At 51.4% G+C, this 18,573-nt stretch carries 18 protein-coding genes; 11 read left to right on the top strand and 7 right to left on the bottom strand.

Annotated elements, in window-relative coordinates; all coding sequences use genetic code 11:
* The first annotated feature begins 12 nt into the window (after positions 1-12).
* Positions 13-1,506: a glycine betaine/L-proline transporter ProP gene (proP, locus tag O1V65_RS11550; protein WP_084912418.1), complete on the top strand. Its 1,494-nt coding sequence runs from the start codon at positions 13-15 to the stop codon at positions 1,504-1,506.
* Between the two features lie 131 nt (positions 1,507-1,637).
* On the opposite strand, the gene O1V65_RS11545 is transcribed toward proP, so the two are convergent.
* The 5 genes from O1V65_RS11545 to pyrC all read right to left on the bottom strand — a co-directional run bounded on the left by O1V65_RS11545 (position 1,638) and on the right by pyrC (position 5,738).
* Positions 1,638-2,297, bottom strand: a complete 660-nt coding sequence (locus tag O1V65_RS11545; protein ID WP_017493525.1) for a LuxR C-terminal-related transcriptional regulator — start codon at positions 2,295-2,297, stop codon at positions 1,638-1,640.
* Between the two features lie 248 nt (positions 2,298-2,545).
* A complete protein-coding gene (solA, locus tag O1V65_RS11540) occupies positions 2,546-3,661 on the bottom strand; it encodes an N-methyl-L-tryptophan oxidase (RefSeq protein WP_017493524.1) in 1,116 nt (371 codons plus the stop codon).
* A gap of 142 nt (positions 3,662-3,803) precedes the next feature.
* Positions 3,804-4,058, bottom strand: a complete 255-nt coding sequence (gene bssS, locus O1V65_RS11535) for a biofilm formation regulator BssS (RefSeq protein WP_017493523.1) — start codon at positions 4,056-4,058, stop codon at positions 3,804-3,806.
* Between the two features lie 254 nt (positions 4,059-4,312).
* On the bottom strand, positions 4,313-4,570 hold the full coding sequence (dinI, locus tag O1V65_RS11530; protein ID WP_017493522.1) for a DNA damage-inducible protein I: 258 nt from the start codon (positions 4,568-4,570) through the stop codon (positions 4,313-4,315).
* Positions 4,571-4,688: 118 nt separating this feature from the next.
* The gene (gene pyrC, locus O1V65_RS11525; RefSeq protein WP_084912419.1) at positions 4,689-5,738 is read right to left on the bottom strand and encodes a dihydroorotase; all 1,050 of its coding nucleotides are present in this window, start codon (positions 5,736-5,738) and stop codon (positions 4,689-4,691) included.
* A gap of 226 nt (positions 5,739-5,964) precedes the next feature.
* Here pyrC and O1V65_RS11520 point away from each other — a divergent pair, with 226 nt between their 5' ends.
* A complete protein-coding gene (locus O1V65_RS11520) occupies positions 5,965-6,252 on the top strand; it encodes a putative quinol monooxygenase (protein ID WP_017493519.1) in 288 nt (95 codons plus the stop codon).
* Between the two features lie 73 nt (positions 6,253-6,325).
* Here O1V65_RS11520 and rne read toward each other — a convergent pair whose 3' ends face one another.
* Positions 6,326-9,868: a ribonuclease E gene (rne, locus tag O1V65_RS11515; RefSeq protein ID WP_269130497.1), complete on the bottom strand. Its 3,543-nt coding sequence runs from the start codon at positions 9,866-9,868 to the stop codon at positions 6,326-6,328.
* Positions 9,869-10,474: 606 nt separating this feature from the next.
* Between rne and rluC the strand changes: the two genes are divergently transcribed.
* The gene (gene rluC, locus O1V65_RS11510) at positions 10,475-11,431 is read left to right on the top strand and encodes a 23S rRNA pseudouridine(955/2504/2580) synthase RluC (RefSeq protein WP_017493516.1); all 957 of its coding nucleotides are present in this window, start codon (positions 10,475-10,477) and stop codon (positions 11,429-11,431) included.
* A gap of 45 nt (positions 11,432-11,476) precedes the next feature.
* Here the strand turns inward: rluC and O1V65_RS11505 are convergent, their stop codons facing one another.
* Positions 11,477-12,082 (bottom strand): Maf family protein, encoded by a 606-nt coding sequence (locus O1V65_RS11505; protein WP_086005829.1) that lies wholly within the window; start codon positions 12,080-12,082, stop codon positions 11,477-11,479.
* A 141-nt stretch (positions 12,083-12,223) separates the two neighbouring features.
* On the opposite strand from O1V65_RS11505, the gene yceD reads away from it, so the two are divergent.
* The 8 genes from yceD to fabF all read left to right on the top strand — a co-directional run bounded on the left by yceD (position 12,224) and on the right by fabF (position 18,489).
* A complete protein-coding gene (gene yceD / locus O1V65_RS11500) occupies positions 12,224-12,748 on the top strand; it encodes a 23S rRNA accumulation protein YceD (RefSeq protein WP_017493514.1) in 525 nt (174 codons plus the stop codon).
* Positions 12,749-12,760: 12 nt separating this feature from the next.
* Positions 12,761-12,928, top strand: coding sequence for a 50S ribosomal protein L32 (gene rpmF / locus O1V65_RS11495; protein WP_002210931.1), 168 nt, complete (start codon positions 12,761-12,763; stop codon positions 12,926-12,928).
* Positions 12,929-12,992: 64 nt separating this feature from the next.
* Entirely contained in the window at positions 12,993-14,039 is a 1,047-nt protein-coding gene (gene plsX / locus O1V65_RS11490) for a phosphate acyltransferase PlsX (protein WP_269130496.1), read from the top strand.
* 6 nt (positions 14,040-14,045) lie between these two features.
* Positions 14,046-14,999: a beta-ketoacyl-ACP synthase III gene (locus O1V65_RS11485; RefSeq protein ID WP_026110859.1), complete on the top strand. Its 954-nt coding sequence runs from the start codon at positions 14,046-14,048 to the stop codon at positions 14,997-14,999.
* An 81-nt stretch (positions 15,000-15,080) separates the two neighbouring features.
* Positions 15,081-16,010, top strand: coding sequence for an ACP S-malonyltransferase (fabD, locus tag O1V65_RS11480; RefSeq protein ID WP_017494365.1), 930 nt, complete (start codon positions 15,081-15,083; stop codon positions 16,008-16,010).
* 13 nt (positions 16,011-16,023) lie between these two features.
* On the top strand, positions 16,024-16,758 hold the full coding sequence (fabG, locus tag O1V65_RS11475) for a 3-oxoacyl-ACP reductase FabG (RefSeq protein WP_017494366.1): 735 nt from the start codon (positions 16,024-16,026) through the stop codon (positions 16,756-16,758).
* Between the two features lie 152 nt (positions 16,759-16,910).
* Positions 16,911-17,147 (top strand): acyl carrier protein, encoded by a 237-nt coding sequence (gene acpP, locus O1V65_RS11470; RefSeq protein WP_009637825.1) that lies wholly within the window; start codon positions 16,911-16,913, stop codon positions 17,145-17,147.
* Positions 17,148-17,247: 100 nt separating this feature from the next.
* Entirely contained in the window at positions 17,248-18,489 is a 1,242-nt protein-coding gene (fabF, locus tag O1V65_RS11465) for a beta-ketoacyl-ACP synthase II (RefSeq protein WP_084912422.1), read from the top strand.
* Positions 18,490-18,573: the final 84 nt, after the last annotated feature.

Here is an 18,573-nt window from a genome sequence, read left to right as displayed (position 1 = left end):
TGAGGTAATTTTATGAAAGATTCAACAGAATCTCATACTTCGCACATCAAATTCTGGCGTAAGCGCAACAAGCCCGAGCTGACGCTCGACGATATCACCATTGTAGACAGAAAAATGCTGAACCGCGCAGTGGGCGCTGCGGCATTAGGTAACGCCATGGAGTGGTTCGACTTCGGGGTGTACAGCTTCCTTGCGGTGACCATTGGGCACGTCTTCTTCCCAAGCGGCAGTGCATCGGCACAGCTTATCGCGACCTTCGCGACCTTCGCCGCGGCCTTCCTGGTTCGTCCTTTGGGCGGCATGGTGTTTGGTCCGCTGGGCGACAAAATCGGTCGTCAGAAGGTACTGGCCTTTACCATGATCATGATGGCGGCCGGTACTTTTAGTATCGGCCTGATACCGGGTTACTCAAGTATCGGTATCGCTGCACCTATATTGCTGCTGGTGGCACGACTGGTGCAGGGATTCTCGACCGGTGGTGAGTATGGCGGCGCTGCGACCTTCATTGCTGAATATTCAACGGATAAACGCCGTGGCTTTATGGGCAGCTGGCTGGAGTTCGGTACCTTCGGGGGGTATCTGCTGGGGGCGGGTCTGGTGACTGGTCTGACGGCCTATATGTCTAACGATCAGCTGCTTGCCTGGGGCTGGCGCATCCCGTTCTTCATCGCCGCGCCGTTAGGTCTGTTTGGTCTGTATATTCGTTTGAAACTTGAAGAGACCCCTGCGTTCCAGAAACACATGGAGAAGCAGGAAGAGATCGAGCACAACAAACCTCAACAAACACTGTTCGAGATGCTGCGTAAATACTGGCGCCCGATGCTTCAGTGTATTGGTCTGGTGCTGCTGTTCAACGTGTCAAACTACATGCTGACCTCTTATATGCCGAGCTATCTGACTAGCGTACTGGGTCTGAGCGAGTTGAGCGGCCTGATGCTTATCATGGTGGTAATGTTTATCATGATGCCACTGACGCTGGTTCTGGGCTTCTGGAATGACCGTCTGGGTCGTAAACCTGTGCTGCTGGCCGGTGCCATTGGTTTGATTGTTCTGTCTATTCCTTCGCTGATGTTGATTGGTCATGGCGGAATGGTGGGTGTGTTCTGTGGTCTGATGCTCCTGGGTATTCTGCATACCTTCTTCTCAGGCACCATGCCTGCGGCGTTGCCAGCACTGTTTACCACCAACACGCGTTACAGCGCATTGGCAATTGGCTTTAACATTTCGGTTTCACTGTTTGGTGGTACGACACCGCTGGTGACCTCATGGTTGGTATCAGAAACCGGCAATGTTATGGTTCCTGCTTACTATCTGATGGGTGCGGCGTTGATTGGCGCTATTACCGTGTTCTCGTTGAAAGAGACGGCGCGTAAGCCTCTGATTGGTTCGGCACCCGCGGTTGAAACTAAAGAAGAAGCGAAAAAGCTACTTAAGAAACTGCATTTGCGTAAAAAGAAACGTGAAGAAGAAAAGGCAAATCTGGGAAATAATACCCCAACGTCATAATCATCTGGCGATCACAATAAGTTAGATGAAATTTAATAAGAGGCTACCGATAAGGTGGCCTCTTTTTTTCTGCATAAAAAAGTGTTTCGTTAAGAATATATAAATAACTGGACTGCCGGTCTTCTTAATATTCAACGCATCAGTGTCATAATATCGGCTTTAATTTTTCGGCTTAATGGGCGCAGCGCAAGGGGGTTCATTGGCCAGTGGAAATATTTGATGAGATTATATACGAAGCAAAATTCAAGACGATTTCTGACCTTAATCTTTTGCGTGATGTGGCGTTTGTGGACATACACCGTTCTGTCGCTGATATTGAGTTTTCTGGCTATCCGATAGTTGGGCATCTCTGCCATCCAGTCGCCGATCACCAGGACTTCCTGATCGCTGAAGATGGAGAAAGGCTGTGTACACAGCGTGGCGGGGGTCTTTGACAAAGTATGAGAGATAATTTTGTTCAGTATGGCATTAACCTGATGTTTTCGAAGGATCAGGAAGTTTTCGGCAATCATGATGGGTTCATCGTGATCGGGGTAATTGGCATCCAGATAGCAATAGATCTTGCTCGTTACCCTTAGTCTCAGGAAATTGCTGACCACGCTGTCGGTTTCCGTACAGTGGCAGTGGCTGGTCATATTCACCAATATTATATTTGGCTTAATCTTCTCGGCCTGAATTAATCCCTCTTCAATATTTTCAACGCCAGTGACGTTAATATCTTTATGGTCCGCGAGAACAGAAAGCATCCCGAGGCGCATAAAGCCGCAGGGTTCTATAATCAATATTTTCATCAATAACATCCTTGTTTTTATTCTTTAAATAAATATAACGACCACTCCATGTGATCCTGAGCGCTGAGGATATGTTTTTATAATAGCCGCTGTCAAATTTGCGAATAAAAAAGAGACAGATTATTGACGAAGGATATGAGTATCTTAATTTGTATTGATTGGGGAATTACTTCATAAAGAAATGCCGAAGCTTGGAGACATTATTCGCCGACGTTCTCTTCGGCGAATAATTCGTCTGTAGTGAATAATTATTTAAAACGTGACAGGGAGAACGGCGTGAGATCGGCTTTAGGCGCGAGACCTTGAGCAAACAACGATACGGTTTCACCCAACGCGCTGGCAAATTTGAAGCCGTGGCCGCTGAGTCCGGAAATTACCAACGTATTGTCGTGTCCCGGCACGTTATCAATGATGAAATCTTCGTCGACAGTGACATCATAGGTGCATGATGCGCCATAAAGGCAGACGCCGACACCCGGTAAGAATTGACGCAGGAAACCAAAGACTTCCGGACCGTCTTCTGCGACCGCACCAAACGGCGTGCGTTGCTTGGGTGAGTCGATAGGCTGACCGCCGTTGTGCTTGCCGAGTTTCAGGCTGTCTTTAACCGCCGGGAAGCCGTAAAACTGATCGCCGGCCTCGGTTTCCACAGTAAACGCCGGAAAGTTGTTCTCTTCACTGTAGCGCCCGTCGGCCTGATGCCAGGCGAAAACTTTACGCATTGGCGTCATCGGCAGGTCTGGCAGCAGTTTTTTTACCCAGGTTCCTGCGGTCAATGCCAGCTTACGCGCCCGGTATTCACCGTCGAGGGTGCTGACGATAGCCATATCACCTTCGTAGCGAATACTGTCTACCGGGCAGTTAAACAGCTGGGCACATCCGGCATCTCGCGCTAGCTTGATGTAACCTTCGATAGCTTTCTCACAGTAAAGGTAGCCGGAATCAGGTTCGAAAACGCCGCTATAACCTTCAGGAACGTTGAGCTGCGGCCATTTATGGCGGATCTGTTCAGCGCTCAGAGACTGTGTATTAAGGTTGAACTCTACTGCGCTGGCTTTCACGTTGGCAATAAATTCTGAACCCTGCGGACCAATGTTGATCACGCCACAGGAACGAAAAATCTCTTCGCCGGTCAGCATTGCGAGTTCGTTCCACAGTGCCTGTGCACGAAGCACAAGGGGAACATAGCGGGCACCTTCGCCATAGGCGTGACGAATAATTCGCGTTTCGCCGTGGTGGCTACCTTCTTTATGCGGCGGCATGGCGCTGTCGATCATCAGTACTTTCAGCCCGGCGCGCGTTGCATAAAAACCTGCGGCAGCGCCCACTGAACCACTGCCAACCACAATTAAGTCATAATCCATCAGACGACGGTTCCTCGACAAAAAAATTAAATAGGGGACAGGGCATGATAGTGAGTTTTGCTAGCGGATGGCAAGGCAGAAGCAGGCATTAAAAAAGGCACCGCGAGAGAGCTCGCAGGTGCCTTAGACTAAGGTGTGAAGATTAATGTTTACGTTGATCAATGTACTCATACTCGTGCGATTCGATCTTTTCTATGCCAGCTTCAAGGATATTGATCAGTTGCCTTGCAACGTCGGTAGTTAACCATAGGGTTCTATCTACCTGAGCATCCTCTGGCGTTTGGTCTTTAGAAGACAGGTAATGAAGACGTATCATCATGGCGTCGTACGAATCTACTGTACTAATGTCCCAACCAACAAGCGGGTGTGTCTGAATAACTTCATCATTTCTGTCCATATAGACCCCTTATTTTGTAGTGACTATCATGAGTGACTAACGAGGATCAATGCGGCTCATTATCAAGTGAGCAATATAAGTATAAGCATATATTTGATTTTATCGATAGAAATCCCTTATTTAGAGGTAAAAAAAAATTTGAGTACAATTTGTAGGCATTTTGTTCAGGAAGGGGACAAATAAAAAAGCCGGACAGCGACGCCCGGCAAAGTCTTAACTGGCCTGTGCGGCCTGATTGTTATTAATTTATAGGGTTAGAAATCCTGGCCTTCGGCCGAGAACCAGTCGTCGGCACTCTCCCAGGTTTCCTGCAGAATTTCTTCAATAATATCTTTATCGGTCTTTGCGCCGCCCAGTACCGACAGGTTGTTTGCCCCGGCATAGCGGACGTGTACGCTATTATCCGTCTCGGAAAATTGTTTATTGACCCGCTTGCTCAGTTCAGCTGATAGCGCTTCTAGAGCGCCAACCGGCAAAGGTTTTGTCCTGTCGATACAGACTTCAATACGCATAACACTCCCTCCGTATAATTTATACTGTGAATATATACAGTTAATTTTGGAAGAGCAATAGAGAGCGAATAAAAAACGGGAAGAGGTCAGTCTCCCCGTTAAAAGAGTATCGCGAGGCTTAGCAGGCGGTGACTTTCCAGTTAAGCGTTTGACCGGCAAGGAATGGCACGATCGAATCATTGCCCAGCGGAATGGTTTCCGGTTGAGTCACGGGTGTGCGGGTCAGTTCAACGGTGCCTTCGTTCAACGGCAGGCCGTAGAAGTTAGGGCCGTTCTCAGAGCAGAAGGCTTCAAAGTGTTGCAGGGCGTTCATCTCTTCAAATACGGTCGCATAGGCAGAGAGCGCGAGCGGGGCGTTGAAACAGCCCGCGCAGCCACAGCTGGACTCTTTCAGATGCTTGGCGTGAGGCGCAGAGTCAGTGCCCAGGAAGAAACGTTTGTTACCGCTGGCGATAACTTCACGCAGCGCCTGTTGGTGAACGTTACGCTTCAGAATCGGCAGGCAGAACAGGTGAGGACGTATACCGCCCACCAGCATATGGTTACGGTTAAACATCAGGTGCTGAGGCGTGATGGTCGCGCCCAGGAACTCGTTGCCTTCCTTTACATACTGCGCGGCTTCTTTGGTGGTGATGTGTTCAAAAACCACTTTCAGCTGCGGGAACTGACGACGGATAGGATCCATCACTTCATCGATGAAACGCGCTTCACGGTCAAAGATGTCAACGTCTGCATGGGTCACTTCGCCGTGAATAAGCAGAGGCATGCCAATCTTCTGCATGCGTTCCAGCACCGGATAAATCCCTTTGACGTTGGTCACGCCGTGGCTGGAGTTAGTGGTGGCATTGGCTGGGTAAAGTTTCGCGGCGGTAAATACGCCTTCCTCGAAACCACGAGAAACTTCGTTCGGGTCCAGGGAATCGGTCAGGTAGCAGGTCAGGAGTGGAGTAAACGCGTGACCGGCAGGAATAGCGGCTTCGATGCGAGTGCGATAGGCAATAGCGGCGTCGACGGTGGTGATCGGCGGCGTCAGGTTTGGCATCACTATCGCGCGACCAAAAACTTCACTGGTATACGGCAGAACCGTATTCAGCACAGCGTCGTCACGCAGGTGGATATGCCAGTCATCTGGGCGGCGTATTTTCAAAACTTGCGGTGTTGCGGTCATGTTACAAAACTCCGGCATTGAGAGACAGGACGTTCAAAACAGGTGCAGTAATGGGAGCATTATCGGCGGGGTACAAGGATAAGCGCAAACTGCTAAGGATGCATCAGTTTGTTAAGCTAACATTGAAATCAGTAGGGGCCGGGGAGCATAGTGGTCCTCAATTATTAGAAGTCTTGCACTTCGCTACGCGCTAAGAAGCTAAATTTATCATACAGGAGTTGAAACTATGGAAATCAGAATCGTTGCCCCACTGACCGTTAAACCGGAATTTATTGAAGAGGTTACCACCGCACTGCTGGCCGTCGTCAGCGCCAGCCGCGAAGAGCTCGGGTGCCTACAGTACGATTTGCATCGAGAGATTGATAACCCAAACAATTTCGTTTTCTATGAGCGCTGGCGCTCCGATGAGGCCATTGCTCAGCACGAGCAGAGCGCGCACTTCAAACACTTTGTGAGCCAGATTGAAGGCAAACTCGAGAAGATTGAAATCAAGAAACTGAAACTGTTTGCCTGATCTGTCAACGGCAATCCTCAGACATAAAAAAACCCGCCATTGGCGGGTTTTTAGTGTTAACGATAACGCGATATTACTGCGGCATTTCCGGCTTGGTAGCCGGTGCCGTCGAGGTGCTGGCGGCGGCGTGGCCACCGGCAGACCCTTTACCTTCGAAATCGTATGCCGGGCGAACCCAATCGCTGAAGCGTGCTGGCTCTGCAACGTAGGCGGCAGCAGGGGCTTTAGTCATCGGCGCACTGGCGTGATGCTTAAAGCGTGGCTGGTCGTCTGCGGTTGACGCTGGAACCGGTGCAACAGAGGCTGGCGCTGCCGGAATCTCAATAGCAGGAGCCTGAGCTTCTGTCGCTTCAATACCTGCAACTTCGAGTTTAACCGCGTCTTCAACCTGCGGTTTAACAGCTTCAACCGGCGCTTCTTCAACTTTCGCAGATTCTACGACAGGTTCGGCAACCGGTTCTACTGCGGCTGGCTTGACGACTTCTGCCTCTGCGGTTGCAACAGGCTCAGACCTTGCTGGCTCAACAACGGCAGGCTCTTCGGCGGCGGCTTCCACGGCGGCAGGTTCAACAACCACTGGCTCGGTTGGCGTCGGTGCAGGGACTTCTGCATCGGTCGCTTCGAGGGTCGTCGGTTCTACGACGTGGGGTTCAGCGGCAACGAAGGCCTTAGTCGCTTCGACTTCTTGCTCGATCACTTCCTGCGCTTCTGCAAACGTCAGGGTAGAGGTCGGAACGTGAGTTTCAACGGCTGGCGCAGATTCTACCGGCGTCGGCTTCACTTCGGCAACCGGGGTCACTTGTGCAGGCGCTGGGGTATTTTCCTGGGCGATAACAACCTGCTCGGTCAATACTGCGGCCTGGACGGCAACGTCCGCTGCCGCTGCTTCCTGCTCAACGTTCTGAACGGCATCGACAGCTTGAACGACAGGATAGGAGATCCACACTTTGCCTGAAGCCATTTCTGGCGACACGAATGCACCGGCCAATGGCATTGGGGACTGAGTCGGGTAACGCTCATCGCGGTAGCGACGACGGCGTTGACCGCTGACGCGCAGGTGGCGAGGAGAACGACGAGAGCGGCGTGGCATACCGTTTTCACGGGTGTTGTCACCCTGCGCATCTTCGGAGTCCACGTCGTTCGCTGCATCATTCAGTGCCGGTTCGGCCGCTTTAGGTTCAGCTGGACGCTCGGCCGGTTTAACACCGGTGATAAGCATCTGTGCTGCATCTTCAACGTCCTGATCCACTTCAGACTCGAAACGAATCTTCTGGGTCAGTTGACGACGCTGGCGACGCTGAGACGGCATGCGCTCGTCCTGGTCTTCAACGGCGGCAACCTGTGCTGGCGCTGCGGCAACTTCTTCCACGACGATGTTTTCAGCCGCTTTATCTTCCGGCTGATTTTTGCGTTTGTCTTCATTGCGACGGCGTGAGCGATCGCCACGTTCGCGACGAGGCTGCTGCTGTTCTTCGCGGTTAACGACGTTTTCAACGTCCTGAGCAGCGGCTTCAACCGCAACAGGCTCTTGATTACGACGGTTACGACGATTCTCTTCACGCGGCTCGCTGCGGCTTTCGTTGCGGTCATTGCGCTCGGTACGGTCGGTGCGACCTTCGGTGCGGTCAGAACGTTCGTTACGATCGCTGCGTTCATTACGATTATTACGTTCACCGTTACGCTCGCCACGTTCACCGCTACGCTCATTGCGCTCGCCGCGTTCACCATTGCGACGGGTGCCCTGACGGCGTTGATTACGACGATCGTTGTTACGACGATTTTCAGTCTCGGTAGCTTCTGGCTGTGCTTTAACTTCTTCAACCACAGCCGGTTTAGCTTCAGGCTCTGGCGTTGAACCGAACAGATTCTTCAGGCCGCCAAGCAGTTTGCCCATAAAGCCGGTTTTTGCCGCAGGAGCCGCTGCCACAGGAGCCGTGTTAACCGCCGTGGTGCGAGTTTGTACAGGCTGCGGTGCTGCCACTGGCTGCTCGTAAGCAGGAGGTGCTTCTACCGGCAGAGCAAAGGTCGCCAGAGCAGGCTGCTCAGGACGCTTGCGCTCTGAAGGTGGGTCCTCGGAAGGTTGCAGCATTTCGGCTTCATGCAGCTGAGGCAACAGGTAGCTCAGCGTTGAAGACTCTTCGCCCTTACGCACACGCATTACGTGGTAGTGCGGGGTATGCATCTGGTCGTTTGGCACGATAACCGCACGCACGCCGCCTTGACGCTTCTCGATGGCATTCACCGACTCACGTTTTTCGTTAAGCAGGTAAGAGGCAATCGGCACTGGCACGATAGCGTGAACTTCTTTGGTGTTTTCTTTCAGCGCCTCTTCTTCGATCAAACGAAGAATAGACAGTGAAAGCGACTCGTTGTCACGAATGGTCCCGGTACCGCTACAGCGTGGGCAAACGTGGTGCGTAGACTCACCGAGTGACGGGCTGAGGCGCTGACGCGACATTTCCAGCAAACCGAAACGAGAAATACGGCCAATCTGGATACGTGCACGGTCTTGGCGAACAGCATCACGCAGGCGGTTTTCAACTTCACGCTGGTGGCGAACCGGGGTCATATCGATGTAGTCGATAACGATCAGGCCACCGAGGTCACGCAGACGCAGCTGACGGGCAATTTCGTCGGCTGCTTCAAGGTTGGTGTTGAACGCCGTTTCTTCGATGTCACCCCCGCGTGTTGCACGTGCGGAGTTGATGTCGATAGCGGTCAGTGCTTCGGTGGTGTCGATAACGATTGAACCGCCGGAAGGCAGACGAACTTCACGCTGGAAGGCAGATTCAATCTGCGATTCAATCTGGTAGTGACTGAACAGCGGAATTTCGCCCACGTATGGCTTGATTTTGCTGCTGAAGTCAGGACGACCCAGTGCTGCAATGTGCTCTTTCGCCAGTTCGAGAACCTTTGGGTTGTCGATCAGGATTTCGCCGATGTCAGGACGCAGATAGTCGCGGAATGCGCGGACAATCACGTTGCTTTCCTGGTGGATCAGGAATGGAGCAGGGCGGCCTTCAGCGGCTTTCTTGATGGCATCCCAGTGTTTCAGGCGGAAGCTCAGGTCCCACTGCAGGGCCTCTGCGGATTTACCTACACCGGCGGTACGCACGATGAGGCCCATGCCGTCAGGGAGTTGCAGTGAAGAGAGGGCTTCTTTCAGTTCGGTACGGTCATCGCCTTCAATCCGGCGGGAAATACCCCCAGCGCGCGGATTATTAGGCATTAACACTAAATAGCTGCCGGCCAGGCTGATGAAAGTCGTCAGCGCTGCACCTTTGTTACCACGTTCTTCTTTATCTACCTGAACAATAACTTCCTGACCTTCGCGCAGAACATCTTTGATGTTTGGACGGCCATGAGAGGAATAATTGCTGGGGAAGTATTCGCGGGCGATTTCTTTGAGAGGGAGAAAACCATGTCTTTCCGCACCATAATCAACAAACGCTGCTTCAAGGCTTGGCTCTATGCGGGTGATTTTACCTTTGTAAATATTGGCTTTTTTCTGCTCGTGTCCAGGACTTTCAATATCCAGATCGTAAAGCCGCTGTCCATCTACAAGAGCAACGCGCAACTCTTCTTGCTGAGTTGCGTTAATCAACATTCTTTTCATCTTAACTTACTCGTTATTTTTGCATTATTGTCAGAACTGCGGGCAAAATAACCTCTATGGCCGGATTAAACCGTTGGCCCCGAGTCTTCTCGCATAGTCGTCAACCTCCCGGTTGTCGCCTGCATAGGGGCGCATTATTTTCGGTAAGACTGCTTTTGCCGGGTTAATAACCACAGCGTGGTGAAAGCAGTACTTTTAGTAGGGGAATAGCCTCTGATTTTATGTAGCCAGATCTCATTCCATTTGCCGGCCAAGCTGCAACCCGCAGCCCGCTAATTGCTTGATTTCACATTACGTCTTACGCCATTGCTGCGTTTTTGTGTCATCAGGCAAATCTATAATTCCAGCGTTTTCCCTAAGTTCAAGAGAATCAACGCGGAAGTGAATCCATTATTCCATTGCTGGCACTGAGATAGCAAGGTGACTTTTAGGGGAAGCTAAAGTTATTTGGCACCTTTGTGCGCTTTAGCACCGCCTTTATTCACCGATTAAATTGCCTGTTTTAAGTATTCCTTCACAGTTGCTGGTAAACTTAGAGTTAAGCACAGAAAAATCAGCGGCGCGAACCCCGCCCTCAATATTTAGAATCATCTAGAATCATGGCCAATGAAAACTGAGAATCCAACTGTACAATTAATCCCCATCACCGAAGAAGAAGCCGGTCAGAGAATTGATAACTTTTTGCGCACCTTCCTCAAAGGCGTGCCGAAAAGCATGATTTATCGCATTTTGCGAAAAGGCGAAGTTCGTGTGAACAAGAAGCGAATCAAGCCGGAATATAAATTATTGGCCGGGGACGAGGTTCGCGTTCCTCCGGTGCGGGTTGCCGAGAAAGAAGAGGCGCCGGTTTCAGCCAAGCTGGACAAGGTTGCCGCGCTTGAGCACTGCATTCTGTTTGAAGACGATCACCTCCTTATCCTTAATAAGCCTTCCGGCACCGCTGTGCACGGCGGCAGTGGATTAAGCTTTGGCGTGATTGAAGGACTGCGCGCGCTGCGTCCCGATGCGCGTTTCCTGGAGTTGGTTCATCGCCTCGACCGTGACACCTCCGGCGTGCTGCTGGTCGCGAAAAAGCGTTCGGCGCTGCGCTCCCTGCACGAACAGCTGCGCATGAAAACCATGCAAAAGGATTACCTGGCGCTGGTGCGCGGCGAGTGGCAGTCACACTGTAAAGTTGTACAGGCCCCTTTATTAAAGAACATCTTGCAGAGCGGTGAGCGTATCGTTCGCGTCAATAGCGAAGGCAAACCTTCCGAGACGCGCTTCAAGATTGAAGAAAAATACGCCTTTGCCACCCTGGTGAAGGCCAGCCCGGTCACCGGCCGTACGCACCAGATTCGCGTGCACACTCAGTATGCCGGTCATCCCATCGCCTATGATGACCGCTACGGTGACCGCGAGTTTGACGCCCAGCTGGCAGGAAGCGGCATTAATCGCCTGTTCCTGCATGCCGCCGCGCTGCGGTTCGAGCATCCGGCAACCGGTGAAACAGTAAGAATTGAGGCCCCTCTGGAGCCTAAATTGCGCAACGCGCTGACCAAGCTGCGTAAAGGCGTGAAGTAATCACCGCCTTCTGCTCAAAAAATTAAGCGCCTGCGGGCGCTTTTTTTATGCCGTTGGGGTCAGGGGATTGATGCCGTGGTCGCGCAGCAGGGCGAGCAGGGTAATCAGCGGCAGGCCAATCAAGGTATTCGGGTCGCGGCCGTCGAGCTTATCGAACAGGCTAATCCCCAGCCCCTCACATTTAAAGCTTCCCGCGCAGTCATAAGGTTGTTCAAGCTGAACGTATCCGGCAATCTCCTGTTCTGAAAGGGCGCGAAAATGCACGTCGAAAGTTTCGCACAGCGTCTGAGCCTGACCGCTGTCGGCATCGACCAGGCTCAGGCCGGTATAAAAGCGCACCTTTTTGCCGCTCGCCATGCTGAGCTGGCGACACGCATTGTCAAAATTGTGAGGTTTACCGAGGATCGTTTCTTCGATAACACAGACCTGATCCGATCCTATGATAAGGTAACCAGGATGTTTTTCCGCCAGCGCACGGGCTTTTTGCTCGGAAAGACGCATCACCAGAGAGACGGCAGACTCTCCGGCAAGCGGCGTCTCGTCGATGTTTGGCGCCGCCCAGTCGAATTTCAGCGTAGTTTTCTCAAGGATTGCGCGACGATAGGCCGAGGTGGAGGCCAGAAGGATCCTTTTTTGTGGCATTGTTTGCATAATTTTTTTCACAAAGCATAGCGTTATTGAATCACACATTTTAAACTGTCCGCCGCTGAGGAAGCGAATATTGGTGAAAGGCGCAGTAAAATGCCCTTTTTCTTTGACTCTACGTCGTTACAAAGTTAATATGCGCGCCCTATGCAAAAGGTAAAATTACCCCTGGCCGTTGATGCCGTTCGTACCGCCCAAAAGCGTTTAGACTACATTGGAGTCTACGACGCCGAACAAGTGACGCGAGTTGCCGCATCAGTGGTCAGTGTGGATTCAGATGTACAAACCTCTTTGTCGTTTGATATCGACAATCAACGTCTGGCCGTAATTAAAGGTCATTCAGATGTTACTGTTACTCTGGAATGTCAGAGATGTGGCAAGACGTTTGAGCATCAGGTTCACACAACATATTGTTTTAGTCCTGTTAAGAACGATGAGCAGGCTGAGGCATTACCGGAAGCGTACGAGCCGATCGAAGTCGACGATTTTGGCGAAGTTGATCTGCTGGCAATGATTGAAGACGAAATTATTCTTTCACTGCCTGTCGTTCCGGTACATGAATCTGAACACTGTGAAGTGTCCGACGCGGAAATGGTATTTGGCAAATTGCCTCCTGAGGCCGAGAAACCGAATCCGTTTTCCGTATTAGCGAGTTTAAAGAAAAGTAATTGAGGAGTAAGGTCCATGGCCGTACAACAGAATAAACCAACCCGTTCTAAACGTGGCATGCGTCGTTCACACGATGCTCTGACCACCGCCACTTTGTCTGTGGACAAAACTTCTGGCGAGACTCACCTGCGTCACCATATCACTGCCGACGGTTTCTACCGCGGTCGCAAGGTTATCGGCTGATTTCTTACTTGCTAACTATTTACTTGATAACTTTAAACTTGTTAAGTAATAGCAAGGCGATACCTTGAAACGTTTGACCATCGCGTTAGACGTTATGGGCGGGGACTTCGGTCCTTCCGTCACAGTGCCTGCTTCATTGCAGGCACTGACCTCTAATCCTGAACTCAATCTTCTTCTCGTCGGCGATCCCGATAAAATCACACCACTCCTGGCTAAGACCGATCCTTCTTTACTGGACCGGATACGTGTTATTGCCGCTGAGTCTGTGATTGCGAATGATGCGAGAGTTTCGCAGGCAATACGCACCAGTCGTGGAAGCTCTATGCGCGTAGCGCTGGAGTTTGTCAAGAGTGGAGAGGCGCAGGCCTGCGTCAGTGCCGGGAATACCGGCGCACTGATGGGATTGGCAAAGCTGTTTATCAAGCCGCTCGAAGGCATTGAGCGCCCGGCGCTGGTCACCGTTTTACCGAATCAGCAGCGCGGAAAAACCGTGGTGCTCGATCTGGGGGCCAACGTCGAATGCGACAGCCAGATGCTGGTGCAGTTTGCTGTGATGGGGTCGGTCATGGCGGAAGAGGTGGTTGGTACGCCTAATCCGCGCGTGGCTCTATTAAATATCGGTGAAGAAGAGTCGAAGGGGCTGGATAATATTCGCGAAGCCGCTACGATTTTAAAAAACATACCCGTAATCAATTATATCGGCTATCTTGAAGGCAATGACCTTTTGACCGGTAAAACTGATGTCATGGTATGTGACGGTTTTGTAGGTAATGTCACACTGAAAACTATGGAAGGTGTGATCAGGATGTTTTTGTCGTTGCTTAAATCCTCTGGGGAGAATGGCAAGAAGTCTTGGTGGATGAGGTGGTTTGGGCCAGCTTTGCAAAAAATAGTACAGAAAAAATTAGCAAAGCGTTTCAGTCATCTCAATCCGGACCAGTACAATGGCGCAAGTTTGTTAGGATTACGCGGCATCGTGATAAAAAGCCACGGCGGAGCAAATCAGCGGGCGTTTGCTGTTGCTATCGAACAGGCTGTTCAGGCGGTGCAGCGGCAGGTTCCCGAGCGGATTGCCGCGCGCCTTGAGGCTTTACTACCCAAGAGTGACTGACTGTACATGTATACAAAGATTCTCGGTACGGGGAGCTACTTGCCCGTACAAGTTCGGACTAACGCCGACTTAGAAAAAATGGTTGAAACCTCCGATGAGTGGATAGTCACTCGTACGGGTATCCGTGAGCGACGCATTGCGGCGCCGGATGAGACTGTTGCAACAATGGGTTTGACTGCGGCCGAAAGGGCGTTGGAAATGGCCGGCGTCGATAAAAACGACGTAGGACTGATCATTGTTGCCACAACCTCATCTTCCCACGCGTTTCCAAGTTCAGCCTGCCAGATTCAGAATCTGCTGGGCATTCGTGACTCGGCGGCGTTTGACCTCGCAGCGGCCTGTGCAGGCTTTACCTATGCACTGAGCGTGGCGGACCAATACGTCAAAAACGGTGCCGTGCGTTACGCGCTGGTTATTGGTTCCGACGTGCTGTCCCGCAAGCTCGACGACGAAGACCGCGGCACCGTTATCCTGTTTGGTGACGGCGCGGGCGCAGTCTTGCTGGGTGCCTCTGAAGAACAGGGAATTATCTCTACTCATATGCACGCCGATGGCCACTATGGCAATCTGCTGAGCCTCGAGTATCCAAACCAGAAAACCCCTGACCAACCCGCTTATGTCAAAATGGCAGGTAATGAAGTCTTCAAAGTGGCCGTTACTGAGCTGGCGCACATTGTTGATGAAACCCTGCAGGCCAATAATATGGACCGTGAGCAGCTCGACTGGCTGGTGCCGCATCAGGCAAACCTGCGCATCATCAGCGCAACCGCTAAGAAGCTGGGTATGGGGATGGATAAAGTCGTGGTTACCCTCGACCGACACGGCAACACCTCAGCAGCGTCCGTTCCTACTGCGTTCGACGAAGCCGTGCGTGATGGCCGTATCCAGCGCGGGCAGTTAGTGCTGCTCGAAGCGTTTGGTGGTGGCTTTACTTGGGGTTCTGCCTTAGTCCGTTTCTAATTTTTCGGACCTATATTTACTCTTTTGACTAACACAGGCGCGATGGGTGTTACACGCGCTTTATTTTGACAGGATAGTTAAATGACCAAGATTGCAGTCGTTTTCCCTGGCCAGGGTTCTCAGGCTCTGGGCATGCTTTCAGATCTGGCGGCGTCGCATCCCGTAGTGGAAGCGACCTTTGCTGAAGCTTCTTCAGTATTAGGCTATGATTTGTGGCAGCTGGTTCAGCAGGGTCCTGCTGAAGAGCTGAACAAGACCTGGCAGACCCAGCCTGCGCTCCTTGCGGCCTCTGTCGCTATCTGGCGCGTATGGCAGCAGGAAAAGGGCGCTGAGCCGGCATATATGGCCGGTCATAGCCTGGGTGAATACTCTGCGTTGGTTTGTGCCGGTGTTCTGGATTTCAAGCAGGCTATCAGCTTGGTTGAACTGCGCGGCAAACTGATGCAGGAAGCCGTTCCGGAAGGAACAGGCGCAATGTCCGCTATTATTGGTCTGGACAACGAGTCTATCGCCAAAGCCTGTGAAGCGTCTGCACAGGGTGAGGTTGTTTCGCCGGTGAACTTCAATTCTCCGGGCCAGGTCGTTATCGCGGGTAACAAAGCTGCGGTTGAACGTGCTAACGAAGCTTGTAAAGCCGCCGGTGCAAAACGTGCCCTGCCATTGCCAGTCAGCGTTCCTTCTCACTGCGCGCTGATGAAGCCTGCAGCAGATAAGTTGGCAATTGCGCTGGATCAAGTTTCTTTCAGCCAACCACAGTATCCTGTCGTTAATAACGTGGATGTGAAGGTTGAAACCTCGGCAGAAGAAATTCGCAGTGCGTTGATTCGCCAGCTCTACAGTCCCGTGCGTTGGGCTGAAAGCGTCGAATTCATTGCGCAGCAAGGCGTTGAGCAGTTAGTAGAGGTGGGTCCTGGTAAAGTATTAACCGGACTGACCAAGCGTATTGTTGACACCCTGACGGCAGTAGCAGTGAACGATACTGCAAGCCTGTCTGCGGCGATTGAACAATAAGAAGAGGAAAACCATGAGCTTCAACGGAAAAATTGCTTTGGTCACCGGCGCAAGCCGGGGTATTGGCCGAGCTATTGCAGAGAAACTGGTTGCCGGTGGCGCACGTGTTATTGGCACCGCGACCAGCGAACAAGGTGCTGAAGCTATCAGTGCTTATTTAGGCGAAAACGGCAAAGGTTTTGCACTCAATGTGACTGATTCGTCGTCAATTGATCAAGTATTGGCGACGATTCGTGCTGAATTTGGCGAAATCGACATTTTAGTCAATAATGCTGGCATTACCCGTGATAACCTTCTGATGCGTATGAAAGACGACGAGTGGCAGGATATCCTGGATACGAATTTGACTTCTGTGTTTAAGCTGTCAAAAGCAGTAATGCGATCTATGATGAAAAAGCGGTTTGGCCGGATCATCACCATTGGTTCTGTAGTTGGGACCATGGGTAACGCAGGGCAAGCTAACTACGCGGCAGCTAAGGCCGGTTTGATTGGTTTTAGCAAGTCTTTGGCGCGTGAAGTTGCTTCACGCGGCATTACTGTCAACGTCGTGGCTCCCGGCTTCATTGAGACGGACATGACAAGGGCGTTGACAGATGATCAACGCGCAGGCATTTTGTCATCAGTTCCAGCCAACCGGTTGGGCGATGCAAAAGAGATTGCCAGCGCTGTTGCATTTTTAGCCTCTGATGAGGCCAGCTACATCACTGGTGAGACTTTACATGTCAATGGCGGCATGTATATGGTCTGATAATCACTAGGAATCTGCTTATTTGGCTTTAAAAATAGTCAAATATAGCAAAATAGTGGTTTGACCAGCCGGGATTTAGTTGCATCTTTTCCAACATTTTATACACTACGAAAACCATCGCGAAAGCGAGTTTTGATAGGAAATTTAATAGTATGAGCACTATCGAAGAACGCGTTAAGAAAATCATCGTTGAACAGCTGGGTGTTAAACAGGAAGAAGTAGTTAACTCTGCATCTTTCGTAGACGACCTTGGCGCAGATTCTCTCGACACCGTTGAGCTGGTTATGGCTCTGGAAGAAGAGTTTGATACCGAGATCCCTGACGAAGAAGCTGAAAAAATCACTACTGTTCAGGCAGCTATTGATTTCATCAACAACGCTCAGGCGTAATCGAAACTGTTCTTTTAACAGGTTTTGATAGTTAGGCGGTCATTTGACCGCCTAAGTTTTTTTCGTCCCACGGTATTTTTTCCCTCCCTGGAGGACACACGTGTCTAAACGTCGAGTTGTTGTGACTGGACTTGGCATGCTTTCTCCTGTCGGCAATACGGTAGAGTCCACCTGGAACGCTCTTCTTGCCGGTAAGAGTGGCATTGGCCTAATCGACCATTTTGATACTAGTGCCTACGCAACGCGTTTTGCTGGCTTAGTAAAAGATTTCAACTGTGAAGAGTACATCTCGCGTAAAGATGCTCGCAAGATGGATCCCTTTATTCAGTACGGTGTTGCTGCCGGTATTCAAGCTATGCAAGATAGCGGCCTTGAAGTGACAGAAGAAAATGCCCCGCGTATTGGTGCCGCGATTGGTTCAGGCATTGGCGGATTGGGTCTCATCGAAGAAAACCATACTGCATTGGTTAACGGCGGCCCGCGTAAAATAAGCCCGTTCTTTGTACCTTCTACCATCGTCAACATGATTGCCGGTCATCTGAGCATTATGTTCGGTCTGCGAGGCCCAAGTATTTCTATTGCCACCGCCTGTACTTCCGGCGTCCATAACATTGGTCATGCGGCACGTATCATTGCTTATAACGACGCAGACGTGATGCTGGCAGGCGGCGGTGAGAAAGCCAGTACGCCATTGGGCGTAGGTGGTTTTGGCGCAGCGCGTGCCCTTTCAACGCGTAATGACAACCCTCAGGCTGCTAGCCGCCCGTGGGACAAAGACCGAGACGGTTTTGTGCTGGGTGACGGCGCCGGTATCATGGTGCTGGAAGAGTACGAACATGCGAAAAAACGCGGCGCGAAAATCTATGCCGAGATCGTCGGTTTTGGCATGAGCAGCGATGCATTCCACATGACTTCACCGCCGGAAGACGGCGCAGGTGCCGCGTTGGCAATGCAAAATGCGCTCCGTGATGCCGGAATTACTCCGTCTCAGGTTGGCTACATCAATGCGCACGGCACCTCTACGCCTGCAGGCGACAAGGCTGAAGCGCAGGCAGTGAAGTCGGTCTTCGGTGCAGACGCGCACAGGGTTCTGGTCAGTTCGACCAAGTCCATGACCGGTCACCTTTTGGGTGCGGCCGGTGCGGTAGAGTCTATCTTCACGCTGCTTGCGCTGCGCGATCAGGCCGTACCGCCAACGCTTAATCTGGATAATCCAGACGAAGGCTGCGACCTCGACTTCGTACCACACGAAGCGCGTCAGGTTAAAGGCATGGAATACAGCCTGTGTAACTCCTTCGGTTTCGGCGGCACCAACGGTTCTCTGCTGTTCCGCAAACTGTAAGCGTCACTTAAGCTGAAAGAAAGGCCCGTTCTGCGGGCCTTTTTGCTGTCTGTCAGACGCCGAAATCGGATTGAAAGTCGGAAT

Origin of the sequence: Rouxiella badensis, assembly GCF_026967515.2 — a bacterium.
In the GTDB taxonomy this organism is placed as follows: domain Bacteria; phylum Pseudomonadota; class Gammaproteobacteria; order Enterobacterales; family Enterobacteriaceae; genus Rouxiella; species Rouxiella badensis.
Note: the sequence above shows the minus strand (reverse complement) of the source record. Positions and strands in the feature narration are given on the sequence as shown.